General features: G+C 44.4%; 14 protein-coding genes. 12 read left to right on the top strand and 2 right to left on the bottom strand.

Annotated features, from left to right (window positions below):
• Positions 1-29: 29 nt before the first annotated feature.
• Positions 30-665 (top strand): hypothetical protein, encoded by a 636-nt coding sequence (locus K5R16_RS02460; protein ID WP_220735968.1) that lies wholly within the window; start codon positions 30-32, stop codon positions 663-665.
• Between the two features lie 76 nt (positions 666-741).
• On the opposite strand, the gene K5R16_RS02455 is transcribed toward K5R16_RS02460, so the two are convergent.
• Positions 742-1,659, bottom strand: a complete 918-nt coding sequence (locus K5R16_RS02455; protein ID WP_220735967.1) for a DMT family transporter — start codon at positions 1,657-1,659, stop codon at positions 742-744.
• 306 nt (positions 1,660-1,965) lie between these two features.
• Here K5R16_RS02455 and dnaK point away from each other — a divergent pair, with 306 nt between their 5' ends.
• From dnaK to secF, 11 genes are all read left to right on the top strand, one after another.
• Positions 1,966-3,891: a molecular chaperone DnaK gene (gene dnaK, locus K5R16_RS02450; protein ID WP_220735966.1), complete on the top strand. Its 1,926-nt coding sequence runs from the start codon at positions 1,966-1,968 to the stop codon at positions 3,889-3,891.
• Between the two features lie 88 nt (positions 3,892-3,979).
• Entirely contained in the window at positions 3,980-5,110 is a 1,131-nt protein-coding gene (dnaJ, locus tag K5R16_RS02445; RefSeq protein WP_220735965.1) for a molecular chaperone DnaJ, read from the top strand.
• A gap of 77 nt (positions 5,111-5,187) precedes the next feature.
• Entirely contained in the window at positions 5,188-5,991 is an 804-nt protein-coding gene (locus K5R16_RS02440) for a M48 family metallopeptidase (RefSeq protein WP_220735964.1), read from the top strand.
• Between the two features lie 81 nt (positions 5,992-6,072).
• A complete protein-coding gene (locus K5R16_RS02435; RefSeq protein WP_220735963.1) occupies positions 6,073-6,690 on the top strand; it encodes an FKBP-type peptidyl-prolyl cis-trans isomerase in 618 nt (205 codons plus the stop codon).
• Positions 6,691-6,753: 63 nt separating this feature from the next.
• A complete protein-coding gene (dapB, locus tag K5R16_RS02430; protein WP_220735962.1) occupies positions 6,754-7,569 on the top strand; it encodes a 4-hydroxy-tetrahydrodipicolinate reductase in 816 nt (271 codons plus the stop codon).
• A gap of 175 nt (positions 7,570-7,744) precedes the next feature.
• Positions 7,745-8,917, top strand: coding sequence for a glutamine-hydrolyzing carbamoyl-phosphate synthase small subunit (gene carA / locus K5R16_RS02425; protein ID WP_220735961.1), 1,173 nt, complete (start codon positions 7,745-7,747; stop codon positions 8,915-8,917).
• 28 nt (positions 8,918-8,945) lie between these two features.
• Complete coding sequence (gene carB / locus K5R16_RS02420; RefSeq protein WP_220735960.1) at positions 8,946-12,167, top strand: carbamoyl-phosphate synthase large subunit; 3,222 nt, start codon at positions 8,946-8,948, stop codon at positions 12,165-12,167.
• A gap of 357 nt (positions 12,168-12,524) precedes the next feature.
• Positions 12,525-13,001, top strand: a complete 477-nt coding sequence (gene greA / locus K5R16_RS02415; RefSeq protein ID WP_220735959.1) for a transcription elongation factor GreA — start codon at positions 12,525-12,527, stop codon at positions 12,999-13,001.
• A gap of 203 nt (positions 13,002-13,204) precedes the next feature.
• A complete protein-coding gene (locus K5R16_RS02410) occupies positions 13,205-13,702 on the top strand; it encodes a hypothetical protein (protein WP_259649745.1) in 498 nt (165 codons plus the stop codon).
• Between the two features lie 308 nt (positions 13,703-14,010).
• Entirely contained in the window at positions 14,011-15,825 is a 1,815-nt protein-coding gene (gene secD / locus K5R16_RS02405) for a protein translocase subunit SecD (RefSeq protein ID WP_220735958.1), read from the top strand.
• Between the two features lies 1 nt (position 15,826).
• On the top strand, positions 15,827-16,735 hold the full coding sequence (gene secF / locus K5R16_RS02400) for a protein translocase subunit SecF (protein ID WP_220735957.1): 909 nt from the start codon (positions 15,827-15,829) through the stop codon (positions 16,733-16,735).
• Between the two features lie 419 nt (positions 16,736-17,154).
• Here secF and yhbY read toward each other — a convergent pair whose 3' ends face one another.
• Positions 17,155-17,454: a ribosome assembly RNA-binding protein YhbY gene (gene yhbY / locus K5R16_RS02395; RefSeq protein ID WP_020911381.1), complete on the bottom strand. Its 300-nt coding sequence runs from the start codon at positions 17,452-17,454 to the stop codon at positions 17,155-17,157.
• Positions 17,455-17,506 lie beyond the last annotated feature (52 nt).

The following is a 17,506-nucleotide window of genomic DNA, read 5'->3' as shown; positions in this document are numbered from 1 at the left end:
AAATGAAAGATAATCAAAAGGACTTAACCATGACGACTTCCCGCTTATTCACTGCACTGTTCCTTATATTGGCAATGACATCAACGGCAGCGATGGCTGCATCAACCAGAACCCTGAGCGAGAGTTATCAATATGATGGCCAACAGGTAAGCCTTGATATGGGGATCGGTTCAGCTAAGTTTGTTGCCACTGACAGTAATGAGATAAAAATTGAAGTAGTCGTTGAAGATTCAGACACCAATTGGCTGTTCTTTTGGGGCGATACCAATCTTAGTGACATTGCCATCGACTCAAAGATAACAACCAAAAAACTCAAGCTTAGTTTAAATGAGCAAGATAATATCGAGCAGCAGTGGACGGTGTATTTACCCAAGCAAGCGGCATTGTCATTAGAGGTTGGTGTTGGTGCAATTGAAGTTAGCGGCATGACCAATGATATTGAAATTTCATTGGGAGTCGGCAGTGCTATTGTTGAACATCAAGTTACCTATAGCAGTATTGATCTTGATTCTGGAGTGGGTGATGTATCAATCAGTGAGCAGGGTAAAAAGCTCACTGTTGAGAGAAGCTTAGTCGCGCAGTCATACTCGAACAATAGCGAAACTGGCGAGGCATCTCTCACCGTTGATGTTGGTGTGGGCGAGGTTATCGTTACAAAACTGTAGTGATTTCAGCTTGTCGTTAATAAATAAAAAACCGGCATTTGCCGGTTTTTTATTTAGTCTTATAGCACGAGTACTGCTATTGCACCGTTGCGCGTTTACTGTCGCGCCACTTGCCCAGTTTTGGTAATAGCCGCTGCAAGGCTAATGCAGACAAGATCAAAGCTAGGCCGATATAGGTCGAATCTTCGATGTTTTCTTGCAAGATCCAAGCAATAAAGCCGATTGACAGCACTGGGGTGATAAACACCAATGTTGTAATACTGGCGGTGCGTTCTGCCTTTTTTAGCGCGATAAGCCACAGCACAAAGGTCACTCCCATCTCAAACAAGCCGACATAAATCCCGGCTAACATGCCCTCGAGGTTCCACGCCGGTAATGTTTGCGTCGTTAGTAATGCAATGGCTATAAAAGGCAGTCCTACTAAGAAGCTCAGCAGTAAACTGATTACTGGGTCGCCTTTGTCCTTAGTGTTGACTATCCAATACAGTGACCACAGTAATGTGCTGGTTAAGGCCAGTACCACACCAGCGGTACTTTCAAACTGAAAACCCGTTAAATTGCCTTTAGTGGCAATGGTAAATACCCCAAGGTAAGCAACCGCTGCCGCAACTACGTCACTTTTTCTTAGCGTTTGGCCTAATAAAGGTACTGAAAGTAAAGGCAGCAGAATCGCCCATGTGTAGTTTAGTGACAATGCTTGCTGCGCGGGCAGTAAGTCATAAGCCTTAAACAATACTAAATAGTACAGGAAAGGGCTGAGTAAACCCGTTTGCAAATAAAAGAGTGGTCGAGTAGCAAATTGTTTGCTAACGAGTGACAGTTTATTTTGCATGGCAAGGATCATTCCAAGTGCCACTATAGAGGTGATAACCGCAATAAACACCAACTGTAACGGGGTGTAATGCGACAATGCTAGTTTAAACGCGGTGGCGACAGTCGACCACAGCAGTATTGCACCTATGCCGAAAGCATAAGCCTGATGGGATTGTTTCAATTTTTATTACTCTACTACGTCGAGACTACATTCATGCGTTCGGTTGCCACTGGGGGTTAACTGAACGATACCTTCTTCGATTGCATGCATTATACATTTGCTGTGAGTTAGAACTGAGCAGAAGATCAAAAAATAGCAATCAAATGACAAAATTTACATTTTTCCCTTGTATTCGTTTCAAACGTCCCAATATAGGTAACCAAGAGACGAAATGGGCAAAAAATTAAGACTTGAAAACGATTCAGTCTGACCCCATTTCTATTACCAGATAACAAATTTAGTTTAGATAAGATTTCGGAGGACTCCATGGGTAGAATTATTGGTATCGATTTAGGCACAACAAACTCTTGTGTTGCAGTATTGGACGGCGACAAAGCTCGCGTATTAGAAAATGCTGAAGGCGATCGTACTACACCCTCAATCATCGCATACACTGCTGATGAAACTTTAGTTGGCCAACCTGCAAAGCGTCAGGCTGTAACAAACCCAACTAACACCGTATTTGCTATTAAGCGTCTTATCGGTCGTCGTTTTAAAGATGATGAAGTTCAACGTGACGTTGACATCATGCCATTCAAAATCATCGGCGCAGATAATGGCGATGCTTGGGTAGAAGCTCAAGGTAAGAAAATGGCTCCACCACAAATCTCTGCTGAAATCTTGAAGAAGATGAAGAAAACTGCAGAAGATTACTTAGGTGAAGAAGTGACAGAAGCGGTTATTACTGTTCCTGCATACTTTAACGATTCACAGCGTCAAGCGACTAAAGATGCTGGCCGTATCGCAGGTCTTGAAGTTAAGCGTATTATCAACGAGCCAACTGCTGCAGCACTTGCATACGGTATTGATAAGAAGCAAGGCGATAATATCGTTGCGGTATACGATTTAGGTGGTGGTACATTCGATATCTCTATCATTGAAATCGACAGTGTTGATGGCGAGCAAACTTTTGAAGTACTTGCGACTAACGGTGACACTCACTTAGGTGGTGAAGATTTTGATAACCGTATGATTAAGTATCTTGCTGAAGAGTTCAAAAAAGAGCAAGGTCTTGACCTACGTAACGATCCGCTAGCCATGCAGCGTCTAAAAGAAGCTGCTGAAAAAGCGAAGATTGAGCTTTCAAGCACAACACAAACTGAAGTTAACCTGCCATACATCACTGCTGATGCAACAGGTCCTAAGCATTTAGTGGTTAAGATCACTCGTGCAAAACTTGAGTCACTGGTTGAAGATCTAATTACTCGTTCACTTGAGCCACTAAAAGTTGCCCTAGCAGATGCTGACCTTTCAGTTTCTGATATCAACGAAGTGATTCTTGTTGGTGGCCAGACTCGTATGCCTAAAGTACGTGAAGAAGTCTCTTCATTCTTTGGCAAAGAGCTACGTCAAGATGTTAACCCTGATGAAGCCGTTGCTATCGGTGCAGCAGTTCAAGCGGGCGTACTATCTGGCGACGTTAAAGACGTATTGCTACTAGACGTTACTCCACTGTCTCTAGGTATTGAGACTATGGGCAGCGTGATGACTAAGCTTATCGAGAAGAACACTACTATCCCGACTAAAGCGTCGCAAACGTTCTCGACTGCAGACGACAACCAAGCAGCTGTGACCATTCACGTACTGCAAGGTGAGCGTAAGCAATCAAGCGGTAACAAGTCTCTAGGTCAATTCAACCTAGAAGGCATTGAGCCAGCTCCACGTGGTATGCCACAAGTTGAAGTTGCATTCGACATCGATGCCGACGGTATCTTGCATGTATCTGCTACAGACAAGAAGACTGGTAAAGCACAGAACATCACTATTAAAGCCTCTTCAGGTCTAAGTGATGAAGAAGTTGAAGCAATGGTTCGTGATGCTGAAGCACATGCTGATGAAGATGCTAAATTCGAAGAGCTAGTAACAGCTCGTAACCAAGCTGATGGCATGGTTCACGCAACGAAGAAGCAAATCGAAGAAGCCGGTGAAGAGTTACCAGCTGATGAAAAAGAGAAAATTGAAGCTGCAATGGCTAACGTTGACACTGCCACTAAAGGTAGCGACAAAGAAGCGATTGAAAAAGCGACTCAAGAGCTAATGGAAGCTTCTTCTAAGCTAATGGAAATTGCCCAAGCTAAAGCGCAAGCACAGCAAGGTCAACCAGAAGGCGCTGGCGAAGCTCAACAAGATGCTCACGCAGGTGATGATGTTGTTGACGCTGAGTTTGAAGAAGTGAAAGACGACAAAAAATAATGACGGCTAACCCCTAATTTATTCCAGCGGGCGTTTGAGGCAACTCTAACGCCCGTTCGTGCAACTCCAGCAAAGAAAGCATGAGATTATGTCAAAGCGAGATTTTTACGAAGTATTAGGTGTCGGACGTGACGCCAGCGAACGCGAAGTGAAAAAAGCTTATAAGCGTTTAGCAATGAAGTTTCACCCAGATCGCAACCCAGGTGATAAAGAAGCAGAAGCTAGCTTTAAAGAAGTTAAAGAAGCTTATGAAATCCTAACCGATAGCGATAAGAAAGCGGCGTATGACCAGTTCGGTCATGCTGGCGTTGATCCAAATCGTGGCGGTGGCGGTCATGGCGGTGCAGATTTTGGCGACGTATTTGGCGATGTATTTGGCGATATCTTCGGTGGCGGTCGTCGCGGTGGCGGACAACGTCAAGCGGCACGTGGCAGCGATTTGCGTTACAACCTAGAGCTTTCTTTAGAGGAAGCGGTTAAAGGGTTAAGCAAAGAGTTACGTATTCCAACATTGGTTGCGTGTGAACCATGTGATGGTAGCGGTGCTAAGAAAGGCTCTAAACCAACCACTTGTGGCACCTGTCATGGCCAAGGCCAAGTTCAGATGCGTCAAGGCTTCTTTGCTGTTCAGCAAGCCTGTCCTACCTGTCACGGTCGTGGCAAGATCATTAAAGATCCTTGTAACAAGTGTCATGGTGAAGGTCGCGTAGAGAAGAGCAAGACATTATCCGTTAAGATCCCTGCAGGTGTTGATACTGGCGACCGTATTCGTCTATCTGGCGAAGGTGAAGCGGGCGAGTATGGTGCACCTCCTGGTGACTTGTATGTTCAGGTTAGTGTTCGCGAGCATGCAATCTTCCAGCGTGATGGCAATAACCTTTATTGTGAAGTGCCTATCTCATTTAGCAAAGCTGCATTGGGCGGTGAGATTGAAGTGCCAACATTAGATGGTAAAGTTAATCTTAAGATCCCAACTGAAACGCAAACAGGACGTATGTTCCGTATGCGCGGTAAGGGCGTTAAGTCTGTTCGCAGCCATGCTGTTGGCGACTTATTGTGTAAGGTTGTCATGGAAACTCCAGTTAACCTTAACGAACGTCAAAAAGAGCTATTGCGCGAATTTGAAGGGACATTAACTGGCCAGTCAAAGAAACACAGCCCTAAAGCTGAAGGTTTCTTCGATGGTGTTAAAAAGTTTTTTCAAGATTTGAATAGCTAATAACTGTTCAAATCGTTATATAATTTAAGCCTCGCAATTGCGGGGCTTTTTGTTATTAGCAATATGGAATCAAGTATATGACTAAAGGATTAATGATACTTATCAGTTCGGTACTACTGTTATCGGGCTGTGCGACCCACCAATCACCTACAGGACGTGGTCAAACCTTACTGTTTTCATCACAAGAGATGTCACAACTGGGAGACTCTTCATTTGCACAATTAAAGCAGCAAGAGAAGGTCAGTCAAAACAAAGCAACAAACAACTATGTCAGTTGTGTCGCCGATAGGATAACCGCCGCATTGCCAGATCAAAGCTTACCGTGGGAAGTGGTGGTATTTGAATCTGAACAGGTCAATGCCTTTGCGTTGCCTGGTGGCCATATAGGTGTTTACACTGGCCTGTTAAATGTTGCAGTGAATTCCGATCAGCTCGCGACAGTCATCGGCCATGAAGTGGCGCATGTTTTAGCTAATCACAGTAATGAGCAAGTGTCTCGCGCACAGCTCACTGGGGCAGGGATGCAGCTGGCTGATGTTGCATTAGGCGCTGGTGGCATTGAAGATAAGAGCATTTATATGGCCGCGCTCGGGCTCGGAGTACAAGTCGGCTACATCTTACCTTATGGTCGCGACCAAGAATCAGAGGCTGATGTAATTGGAGTAGAGCTAATGGCCAAGGCGGGCTTTAACCCAGCACAAAGCGTTGAGTTATGGAAGAATATGTCAAAAGCTGGCGGTGAACAGGGACCTGAGCTGTTATCGACCCACCCATCACACGGACAACGTATTGCTCAATTACAACAAATGCAGGCCAAAGCCCAGCCACTTTATGAAGCTAATCGTGTTAGTGTGAAAAATACTTGTCAAAGGCCAAATTAGCCGCGCTTTTTAGGGGAATATCACAGAAAACGTGCTAAACTGGCGCGCGAAAATTCATGAATCATTGAGAGTAAAATCATTATGTCTGATAAGTTCAGTACAATTGAAGAGCAAGCAAGTTACGGTGTTGGTCGTCAACTAGGTGAGCAACTAGCTGCTAACTCGTTTGAAGGTATCGATATTTCTGCCGTTCAATTGGGTCTATCTGACGCTTTCGAAGGTAAAGAAAGTGTAGTGGCTATGCAAGATATGCAAATCGCATTCACTGAAATCAGCCAACGTATCCAGAAAGTTCAAGAAGCTGCTGCAGCTGCTGCATCAGAAGTCGGCGATAAGTTCCTTGCTGACAACGGCGCACGTGAAGGCGTTGTGACTTTAGAGTCTGGTCTTCAATACGAAATCATTACCGAAGGTAATGGTGACAAGCCAAACGCTGACTCAACTGTACGTACTCACTACCACGGTACATTCATCTCTGGTGATGTATTTGATAGCTCTGTTGCTCGTGGCGAGCCAGCTGAATTCCCAGTAAACGGCGTTATCGCTGGTTGGACTGAAGCACTACAACTTATGCCTGTTGGTTCTAAGTGGAAGCTTTGCGTACCACAGCACTTAGCATACGGTGAGCGTGGCGCTGGCGCTGCAATCCCACCATATTCAACCTTGGTATTCGAAGTTGAATTGTTAGAGATTATCTAAGTTAGCCAATAAGCCTAAGTTAATACTTAGGCTTTTTTTTGACATTAAGTAAGGAGTACTGAGATGACTGAAAGAGTAAGAGTGGCGATTACCGGCGGCAGTGGCCGTATGGGACGAACTCTTATTGAAGCGGCTAAACAAAATGACCTTATTTTGTTAGGCGCTGCGATTGAGCGTGCAGGTTCAACGTTAATGGGAGTTGACGCTGGCGAGCTTGCGGGTGTGGGCGCAATGAATGTTGCGATTACCGATTCACTAGATAAGGCCGTTGATGATTTTGATGTACTCATCGACTTTACCTCGCCTGAGGCTAGTGTGATCCATACCGACTGGTGTGCTAAACATGGCAAAGCCATTGTTATTGGTACAACGGGTTTCAATCATGCTCAAAAAGAGCAGATTTCAGCATACTCAGAACAAGTACCCATTGTAATGGCACCTAATATGGCTGTTGGCGTCAATCTAATGTGGAAACTGTTAGAGGTTGCAGCTGAAGTGATGGGGCATTACAGCGATATCGAGATCATCGAAGGGCATCATAGATATAAGAAAGATGCACCGTCTGGCACAGCACTTAAAATGGGTGAAGTGATTGCAGAAACCTTAGGTCGTGATCTTGAAAAATGTGCTGTTTATGGTCGTGAAGGTATTACCGGTGAGCGTGATAGAGAAACCATAGGTTTTGCTACTGTTCGTGCTGGTGACATTGTTGGCGAACATACTGCACTATTTGCTGATATTGGTGAGCGACTTGAAATCACTCATAAAGCGTCGAGTCGAATGACTTTTGCTAATGGTGCTATGCGTGCAGCTTCCTGGCTCAGTGCTCAAGGTTCTGGGCTGTATGATATGCAACAAGTCCTTGGCTTAAAACAATAAATATTCAAAACCGCTATTAGCGGTTTTTTTATATGAGAACAGTTATTTTTTTTTAAAGTACAGTTCCACTATAGACGAGTACCAGTTTTACGTATAAAATCGGCGGAATTTGTCAAAATTTCGTATTTTATCGAAAGTTGGTATTTTAAAAAAACACAAAAAACATTGTATTTCAATGGCTTGGCTCTTTCCGGAGGTCGCGTTGACAAAGTCTGCCTTACTCGTACTTGAAGATGGAACCGTTTTTTCTGGCACTGCAATTGGTGCTGAAGGGATGTCTGTTGGTGAAGTGGTATTTAACACTTCAATGACTGGTTATCAAGAAATTTTGACTGATCCATCATATGCTCGTCAAATGGTAACCCTCACTTACCCACATATTGGTAATACTGGCACTAATGATGAAGACACTGAATCGTCGTCTGTTCATGCTTGTGGCCTTATTATTAGGGACTTGCCGCTTATTGCAAGTAACTTCCGAAATCAGCAATCTTTAAGTGAATACTTAGAGGCCAACAATGTTGTTGGTATTGCGGATATTGATACCCGTAAATTGACTCGTATTTTACGAGAAAAAGGCGCCCAAGCAGGATGTATTCTGGTGGGTGATCTTGATGAAGCCAAGGCGCTAGCAGCTGCTAAAGCGTTCCCTGGTTTAAAAGGCATGGATTTAGCCAAAGAAGTAACAACTACTGAAGCCTACCCATGGCGCAGTGGTAGCTGGCGTCTTATTGGCGGTTTACCGTCAGATAAGGCTGAAGCAGAGCTTAAATATAAAGTCGTTGCTTACGATTATGGTGTTAAGCGTAATATTTTACGCATGCTCGTTGACCGTGGCTGTGACGTCACAGTGGTACCAGCGCAAACGCCTGCATCTGAAGTATTAGCGATGAACCCAGATGGGGTTTTCCTATCAAACGGTCCAGGCGACCCTGAGCCTTGTGACTATGCAATTACTGCGATTCAAGAGATTTTGAAGACCGATATTCCGGTATTTGGGATCTGCTTAGGCCATCAGTTATTAGCATTAGCCTCTGGCGCTAAAACCTTAAAAATGAAATTTGGTCATCATGGTGCAAACCATCCAGTGAGCAATATCGAACAAGGTAACGTTATGATCACCAGCCAAAACCATGGTTTTGCCGCTGATGAAGCAACCTTACCAGCCAATATTAAAGTGACTCACAAGTCACTGTTTGATGGTTCTTTGCAAGGTATTCACTTGACAGACAAGCCTGCGTTTAGCTTCCAGGGTCACCCTGAAGCGAGCCCTGGGCCACATGATGCTGCGCCACTATTTAATCACTTCATCGATTTGATTGAACTGTATCGCCAGAATGCCAAGTAGTAAATTCATCCGGGAGAAGATTTAAGCAATGCCAAAACGTACCGATATAAAGAGTATTCTTATCCTAGGTGCTGGACCAATTGTTATTGGTCAAGCCTGTGAGTTTGACTACTCAGGCGCTCAAGCCTGTAAAGCCCTACGCGAAGAGGGTTATCGAGTTATTCTTGTTAACTCTAACCCTGCAACCATTATGACTGATCCAGAGATGGCCGATGCGACTTATATCGAGCCAATTCACTGGGAAGTTGTCCGTAACATTATTGCTAAAGAACGCCCTGATGCGATCTTACCAACAATGGGTGGCCAAACTGCACTTAACTGTGCGTTAGAGCTAGAAAGCCGCGGCGTACTAAAAGAGTTTAACGTCGATATGATTGGCGCAACTGCCGATGCCATCGATAAAGCCGAAGACCGTAGCCGTTTTGACAAAGCAATGAAGTCAATTGGCCTTGAGTGTCCTCGCGCAGGTATCGCTCATAACATGGATGAAGCTCGCGCTGTATTAGCAGAAGTCGGCTACCCATGTATTATTCGCCCATCATTTACCATGGGCGGTAGCGGTGGCGGTATTGCATACAACAAAGAAGAGTTTGAGGATATCTGTTCTCAAGGTCTTGAACTGTCGCCTACCAGCGAACTGCTTATCGACGAATCTTTGATTGGTTGGAAAGAGTACGAGATGGAAGTGGTTCGTGATCGCAACGATAACTGTATTATCGTTTGTGCAATCGAAAACTTCGATCCAATGGGCGTGCACACTGGTGACTCTATCACCGTGGCTCCAGCACAAACATTGACGGATAAAGAGTACCAACTGATGCGTAACGCATCACTTGCAGTACTGCGCGAAATCGGTGTTGAAACCGGTGGTTCAAACGTACAATTTGGTATCAACCCGAAAGATGGCCGTATGGTTATCATCGAGATGAACCCGCGTGTATCGCGTTCATCTGCATTAGCCTCAAAAGCAACGGGTTTCCCGATTGCTAAAATTGCAGCCAAGCTAGCTGTTGGTTTCACTCTTGATGAGCTAAGTAACGATATTACTGGTGGCGCAACACCTGCATCGTTTGAGCCTGCAATCGATTACGTTGTGACCAAAATACCTCGTTTTAACTTTGAAAAGTTTGCCGGTGCTAATGACCGTCTAACCACTCAAATGAAGTCTGTTGGTGAAGTGATGGCAATTGGCCGTACTTTCCAAGAGTCACTTCAAAAAGCACTACGTGGTCTTGAAGTTGGCAAAAATGGTCTTTGTCCTGAAATCGATATCACCGAAGCCGACGCTATGTCGCGTATTCGCCATGAGCTAAAAGAACCGGGTGCTGAGCGTATTTGGTATATTGCCGATGCATTCCGATCTGGTTTATCGGTAGATGATATTTTTGCTTTAACCAATGTTGATCCTTGGTTCCTTGTGCAGCTTGAAGATTTACTTAAGAGCGAAGCACAAGTTGCTGAAGCCGGTCTTGCTGGTTTAAATGCAGAAGTATTGCGTAAGCTTAAGCGTAAAGGTTTTGCCGATTCTCGATTAGCAGCGCTAGCGGGTGTAAGTGAGTCTGAAGTACGTAAATTACGTACTCGTTTCGAAATTCATCCTGTGTATAAACGCGTTGATACCTGTGCTGCAGAGTTCTCAACTGATACTGCATACATGTACTCGACTTATGAAGAAGAGTGTGAAGCTAATCCTTCAAACCGTGACAAGATCATGGTGCTCGGCGGTGGTCCAAACAGAATTGGTCAGGGTATTGAGTTTGATTACTGTTGTGTACACGCAGCGTTAGCGCTACGAGAAGACGGGTACGAAACCATCATGGTTAACTGTAACCCTGAAACGGTTTCAACCGATTACGACACATCAGATCGTCTGTACTTTGAATCGATCACCTTTGAAGATGTGCTTGAAATCGTACGCATTGAAAAGCCAAAAGGCGTTATCGTGCAGTACGGTGGTCAAACACCGCTTAAATTGGCTCGTGATTTAGAAGCTGCTGGCGTGCCGATTATTGGTACCAGCCCTGATGCGATTGACCGTGCTGAAGATCGTGAGCGTTTTCAGCAAGCTATTGAACGTTTAGGCATGAAGCAGCCTGAAAACGATACAGTGACAACGGTTGAAGGTGCGGTGATATCTGCAGAGCGTATTGGTTATCCGTTGGTGGTTCGTCCATCATACGTACTAGGTGGCCGCGCCATGGAGATTGTTTATGATGAGCAAGATTTACGTCGCTACTTTAATGAAGCAGTAAGCGTATCGAATGCATCTCCAGTACTGCTTGATCGTTTCCTTGATAATGCTATTGAAATTGATATCGATGCAGTATGTGACGGTGAAACAGTAGTGATTGGCTCTATCATGGAGCATATCGAACAAGCGGGTGTTCACTCAGGTGACTCAGGTTGTTCATTACCGCCATATAGCTTAAGCCAAGATATTCAAGACCGCATGCGTGTGCAAGTGGGTAAGCTGGCAATGGAGCTTGGCGTTATCGGTTTGATGAACGTACAGTTTGCCGTGAAGGATAACGAGATCTACATGATTGAAGTTAACCCACGTGCAGCGCGTACTGTACCATTTGTATCGAAAGCGACAGGTATACCGTTAGCTAAGATTGCTGCACGAGTGATGGCTGGTCAAAGTTTGAAATCACAGAACTTCACTGAGGAAGTTATTCCGCCATTCTACTCTGTAAAAGAAGTGGTATTGCCGTTTAACAAGTTCCCAGGTGTTGATCCATTGCTTGGCCCTGAAATGCGCTCAACTGGTGAAGTGATGGGTGTGGGTGACACGTTTGCTGAGGCTTATGCTAAAGCGCAGCTAGGTGCAACATCAGAAGTGCCTAAGTCTGGACGTGCACTTTTATCTGTACGTAACAGCGATAAAGCGCGTGTGGCTGATTTAGCTGCTAAGTTGATTGAACTTGGTTACGAAATCGATGCGACGCACGGCACTGCCGTTATCTTAGGCGAAGCGGGTATCAACCCACGTCTGGTTAACAAGGTACACGAAGGTCGTCCTCATATTCTTGACCGTATTAAGAATGGTGAGTACACCTACATTGTGAACACCACTGAAGGTCGTAAGGCGATTGAAGATTCACGTCAGCTTCGCCGCGGCGCATTGCGTTATAAAGTGAACTACACCACGACGTTGAATGCTGCATTTGCAACGTGTATGGCGCATGCTGCCGATGACCGTTCAAACGTGTCTTCGGTACAAGAGCTACACAAACGTATCGTTAAGTAAATTATACTGATATTAAAAAGGCCGCATTGTTGCGGCCTTTTTTATTGAGTATTCATCGGTTTAAGCCAACAATAAAGTGTCAAAAAATAACGCTGAGTTAGTGCAAGCGAGAAGCGTAATCTTAAGCGCTGCAGGTTGAGGCCATCAAGTAAATTTAGTGAAGGAAATCTCGGTTAATAAAAATTTATCTGACTTTGCTAGTAACTCCTCTCAAGGTTGAGTAAGCTCTATATATTCCTAGGGTGCAACATTTGCCCTCAGCGTTTACAATAGCGCAATTCCACAGATTATAGCCACGTTGACAAATTAACCGGTCAGCGAGGGCTGCTTTTGTTTTAAAGGAGACGAAAGAAGCTTATGAGTAAGGTTCCAATGACTGTTGTCGGCGCAGATAGACTGCGCCAAGAGTTAGAAATTTTGAAGTTTGATCGTCGTCCTAAAATTGCACAAGCAATTGGCGAAGCACGTGAGCTTGGCGATTTAAAAGAAAATGCTGAATATCATGCTGCTCGTGAAGAGCAGGGGCTATGTGAAGCACGCGTTCGTGATATCGAAGGTAAGCTATCTCATGCACAGATTATTGATGTAACGGAAATGCCAAATACTGGCCGCGTTATTTTCGGCACCACGGTAACTATTTTGAACATCGATACCGATGAAGAAGTGACTTACCGCATCGTGGGCGAAGATGAAGCCAACGTGAAAGAGAACTTACTTTCTGTAAGTTCACCGATTGCCCGTGGTTTAGTGGGCAAAAGCGTGGATGATGAAATTTCTATTAGCACCCCTGGTGGCACCAGTGATTTTGAAATCACTAAAGTAGAATACATCTAAGCTAAAGATTTGATGAATCGTTTAAGGTCGCTTGTCGCGACCTTTTCTTTTTGTTTGTAATCAGACTCACAAATTACTAATCAATACTTTGAGTCGTCACCATAGTGTGTTTATATAAGCTTGAGTTAATTTAGTTGTAGGGTGGTTTAGTGCGATTGTTTGGGATGGTTGGGGTCATGTTGTTGCTTATTGGGGGACTTTTAATGTCACCTATATCAGCAAGTGCGCCTGTAGAAAAGCAAACCCAGCATAAATTGCAATCTTCAACCCAAGTTTACGCTGCTGCCGATGCCGCCGCAGTGGAACCATCGCTACCTTCTGTTCTGGCTTGGGTTATCAAAGACTCATCGAGTCTGACTTTGTTGGACCCTTCTGAAAAAACGACAATAAAAGAACATATACAAGCTGGTTTACACGATCGTGAACTAGGGCACTCATTCCCGCCACACTCGGAATATGCACCGCTTGTATCTCAACGTTTTATGAGTTTTGCGCAACATGAGCGCTTGCACAGTCGACCAGACTATCAACTCGCATTTGAGTTTATTTCTCCACCAGTGCCGTCTTTAACTGTTGGATACCGCATGGACTCCACTCCAGCTGTCGAGTGGCAATTGCATGTCGGTGGTTCCTCTTTCAGGCTTTCCGCATGGAAAGAATCTAATCTTTTGTACCGTTTATCCCATACTCGTTCCGCCTAGCTAACAACCAATAAGCCGTTTCAGGCTTCTCTATCAAGAACAGTTCATCGTTAATGTCAGAAACCGTAGTTTCAAATATTAGCTCGTACTTGTACTTTCAAGCTTATGCATTGAATCAAGTGCCTTTGAATCTGTTGTGACGCTTTACTGCTTTTATACATGACTCGATTGAGTCATTAATGGCGAAGAGTTGCTCTTGATAGTTGTTACTGCAACATCCCTTCATTGAACTCAATGTATTAATAACATTCTGAGTGGATGCTGCAGTTCGTTTTCGCGTTTTTAGTGAATACAAAGAGCAAAACAGTATGAGTAAACAAAATAAAGCAACAATTTTAAACCATTACAGTGCATGGAAATACGTGCTGTTAGTGGTCACTATCACCATTATGTTTTTCAGCGCACTACCAACCTTTTATGGCGAAGATTCCGCTATCCATGTGGGCAAGAATGCCGGTCTTGAGGTAGAACCGTTGGCGCTGCAGCAACGCTTAATATCTTCAGGTATTGACGTAAAAAGGATTGACCAGTCACACGGAGAAACTCTAGTTGTGCTTGGAGATAATTCCCAGCAAGCACAGTTGAAGTCGTTACTTGCAAAGCAGGTACAAGATCCATCTGAGCTGACGCTTATATTAGCCCCTTCAGCCCCAAATTGGATGCTGTCCTTAGGATTTTCACCGATAAAGTTAGGGCTAGATCTCCGTGGCGGCGTACAGTTCTTATTGGATGTTGAAATCGAGCCGGTTTACAAATTGCACTACAACACCTTTGTGGAGTCTGTTCGCCAATTCGTCAGAGATGAGTCTCTAACTGGCGTCACTGTGCAACAGCAGGTCGGTGATAGGGTGCAAATCACTACATCGAACTCAAACCATCGACAAGCACTGAGGACGTTCATCAGCCAAAAATATCCGAATTGGCAATTGAGTAGTAATGGTGCGAATTCACTGAGTGTTGTGCTCTCCGCTGCTGAAAAAAATAATATTCAAGATCTCACCGTGAAACAGAACCTGCAGATTATGCGCAGCCGTATTGAGCAGTTGGGGATCACCGAAGCTGTGGTTCAGCGTCAAGGAGAGCATCGGATCAGAATTGAACTGCCGGGCGTACAAGATCCTGCCGAGGCCAAATCGGTGATTGGTGCTACAGCCAGTTTAGCTTTTTATCAGGTGATGCAGTCAAACTCAGTTAACTCAAAAACACTCAACGATGAGCAAGGACAACCAGTCTCTGTTGCACGGCGTGCAGTACTTGGCGGTGAGCATATTGTTGATGCTAGGGCTCAATTAGGTGAAATGGGCTTGCCAGAAGTGGTGATTCACCTTGATCGTGATGGCGGCAGAAAGATGTCAGACTTCTCTCGCACCAATATCGGCAAGCCAATGGCGACATCGTACAGCGAATATAGCCGAGATGAGCAAGGTAAGATTAACCAGACGACTGAAGTGATAAGCGTGGCAACGATTCGCTCACAGTTAGGGGATCGTTTTAGTATCACTGGCGCCGGAGATTATGCGAGCGCACAGCAGTTAGCACTTTTATTAAGGGCAGGTTCAATGACTGCACCTGTGACAATTGTAGAGGAGCGCACCATCGGGCCAAGTTTAGGTGAAGAAAACATAACCAATGGCTTTGCTGCTTTAGCTTTAGGTATGGCGTTCACATTGCTGTTTATGGGGCTTTGGTATCGCCGTTTAGGCTGGATAGCTAATGTGGCGCTTCTATCAAATATGGTGCTGTTATTTGGCCTACTGGCATTAATCCCTGGAGCGGTTTTAACCTTACCTGGAATTGCTGGCCTGGTACTAACAGTGGGCATGGCAGTTGATACAAATGTACTCATCTTTGAAAGGATTAAGGACAAACTACGTGAGGGAAGGAGCTTTGCACACGCGATTGACCGAGGTTTTGATAGCGCATTCTCGACCATTATCGACGCCAATATTACCACTATGATAACCGCAGTTGTGTTGTATTCGATTGGTAACGGTCCGATCCAAGGCTTTGCCTTGACCTTAGGACTTGGTCTGCTAACCAGTATGTTTACCGGTATTTTTGCTTCTAGAGCATTGGTTAACTGGGTATATGGACGTGACTTTAGACGTGATGTGAAGGTGTAATATGAAATTATCTAACTTAAGCAAACTAAGCAAACTAAGCAAAGCCCGTTACCTTTCGAGTGTACTGTCATTGATCATTATGATTTCATCTATCGGTATTATCTTCAGCCACGATTTTAACTGGGGCTTAGATTTCACTGGCGGAGTGGTTACCGAAGTTAAAGTTGATGCAAATATTCAAGCAGCGCAGATAAGCCAACTATTGGCTGCGCACTCAGAACAAGAGGTGAGTGTCATTTCTGCAGGAGAAGCTGGACGTTGGGTGCTGAGGTACAGCCAAGTCGATGCTGAATCTAGCACCAATATTGCCAGTGTTTTTGCACCACTAACAGAAAAAGTTGAAGTTCTTAACTCAAGTATTGTGGGGCCACAAATCGGCCAAGAGCTAGCAGAGCAGGGCGGTTTAGCTTTGCTAGTGGCTATGCTGTGTATATTGGTATATTTGAGTTTTCGCTTTGAATGGCGACTGGCCAGTGGTGCACTATTAGCCTTGTTTCATGATGTTGTATTTGTATTGGCTGTTTTCTCTTTGACGCAAATGGAGTTTAACTTAACGATTTTGGCGGCAGTGCTGGCCATTTTAGGTTATTCGCTCAATGACTCGATAGTGATTGCCGATAGAATTAGAGAGGTGTTAATCGCCAAACCTAAGATGGCAATTGATGAAATCTGTAGCAGTGCGGTAAAAGCAACCTTTTCTCGAACCATGGTGACGAGTGGTACAACTCTGATTACTGTCGCTGCGTTGTGGTTTATGGGAGGCACGCCACTGGAGGGGTTCTCTATTGCGATGTTCTTAGGCATTTTGATTGGTACTCTATCTTCGATTTCAATAGGAACCTGCTTGCCTGAATTTTTGAACGTAAAAGCTGAGCACTATGAGGTGAAACCAATAAGCGATACGCCATAGTTTTATACCCGTTCTACTTGAAGATGCAGGATTCAGTGGGAATTTAATGGGCTTTAATCACAGGTTCTTTGCTCCATGCTGAACCTAAGCACCTACATCCATGTAGGCGAGGCATTGATTGCGATTAATGGTCGTTCCCTTAGTAAAGTCAATAACACAGAGTAAAGTCCATGCTTTTTATATAAGAAGCGCCCATCGCAGAAGGCTTTGTGCCAGCCCACTTCGTTGTTGCACTTACTTAAAAGGGAATAACCATTTCTACGTCAATGCGCCTAGAATTGAACTGGCACAATGCCTCTGAAACGAGCATCTTCAGGTAGTACGGGTATAGACAATAAAAAAGAGCCGCTGAATAATCAGCGGCTCTTTTTATCTATCTTGCTAAAACTTCTTTCGTGGATAAAAGAGGCTTTTGCTAACTACTTTGCCTTAGGCACAGCAATTTTCATTTCTTCAGACTGACGGAACAGTACTAAGACGTGACCAATAAGCTGTACTTGAACAGCTTGAGTTTCACGTACGATGGCGTCGACGATTGCATTTTTAAGCTCTCTGTCACCAGAGGCTATTTTCACTTTAATCAATTCATGATGAGAGAGTGCACTATCAATTTCAGCCAGTACACCTTCAGTCAGGCCGTTGCCACCAAGCATCACTACAGGCTTTAAACTGTGCGCTAAACCCTTTAAGTGCTGTTTTTGTTTGGTTGTTAAGTTCATTTATACCAACTTTATGCTGAGTTACTGTTGAAAAGCCGCTATTCTACCCTTA

It is taken from the genome of Shewanella sp. c952, assembly GCF_019654975.1.
Classification (GTDB): domain Bacteria; phylum Pseudomonadota; class Gammaproteobacteria; order Enterobacterales; family Shewanellaceae; genus Shewanella.
Note: the sequence above shows the minus strand (reverse complement) of the source record. Positions and strands in the feature narration are given on the sequence as shown.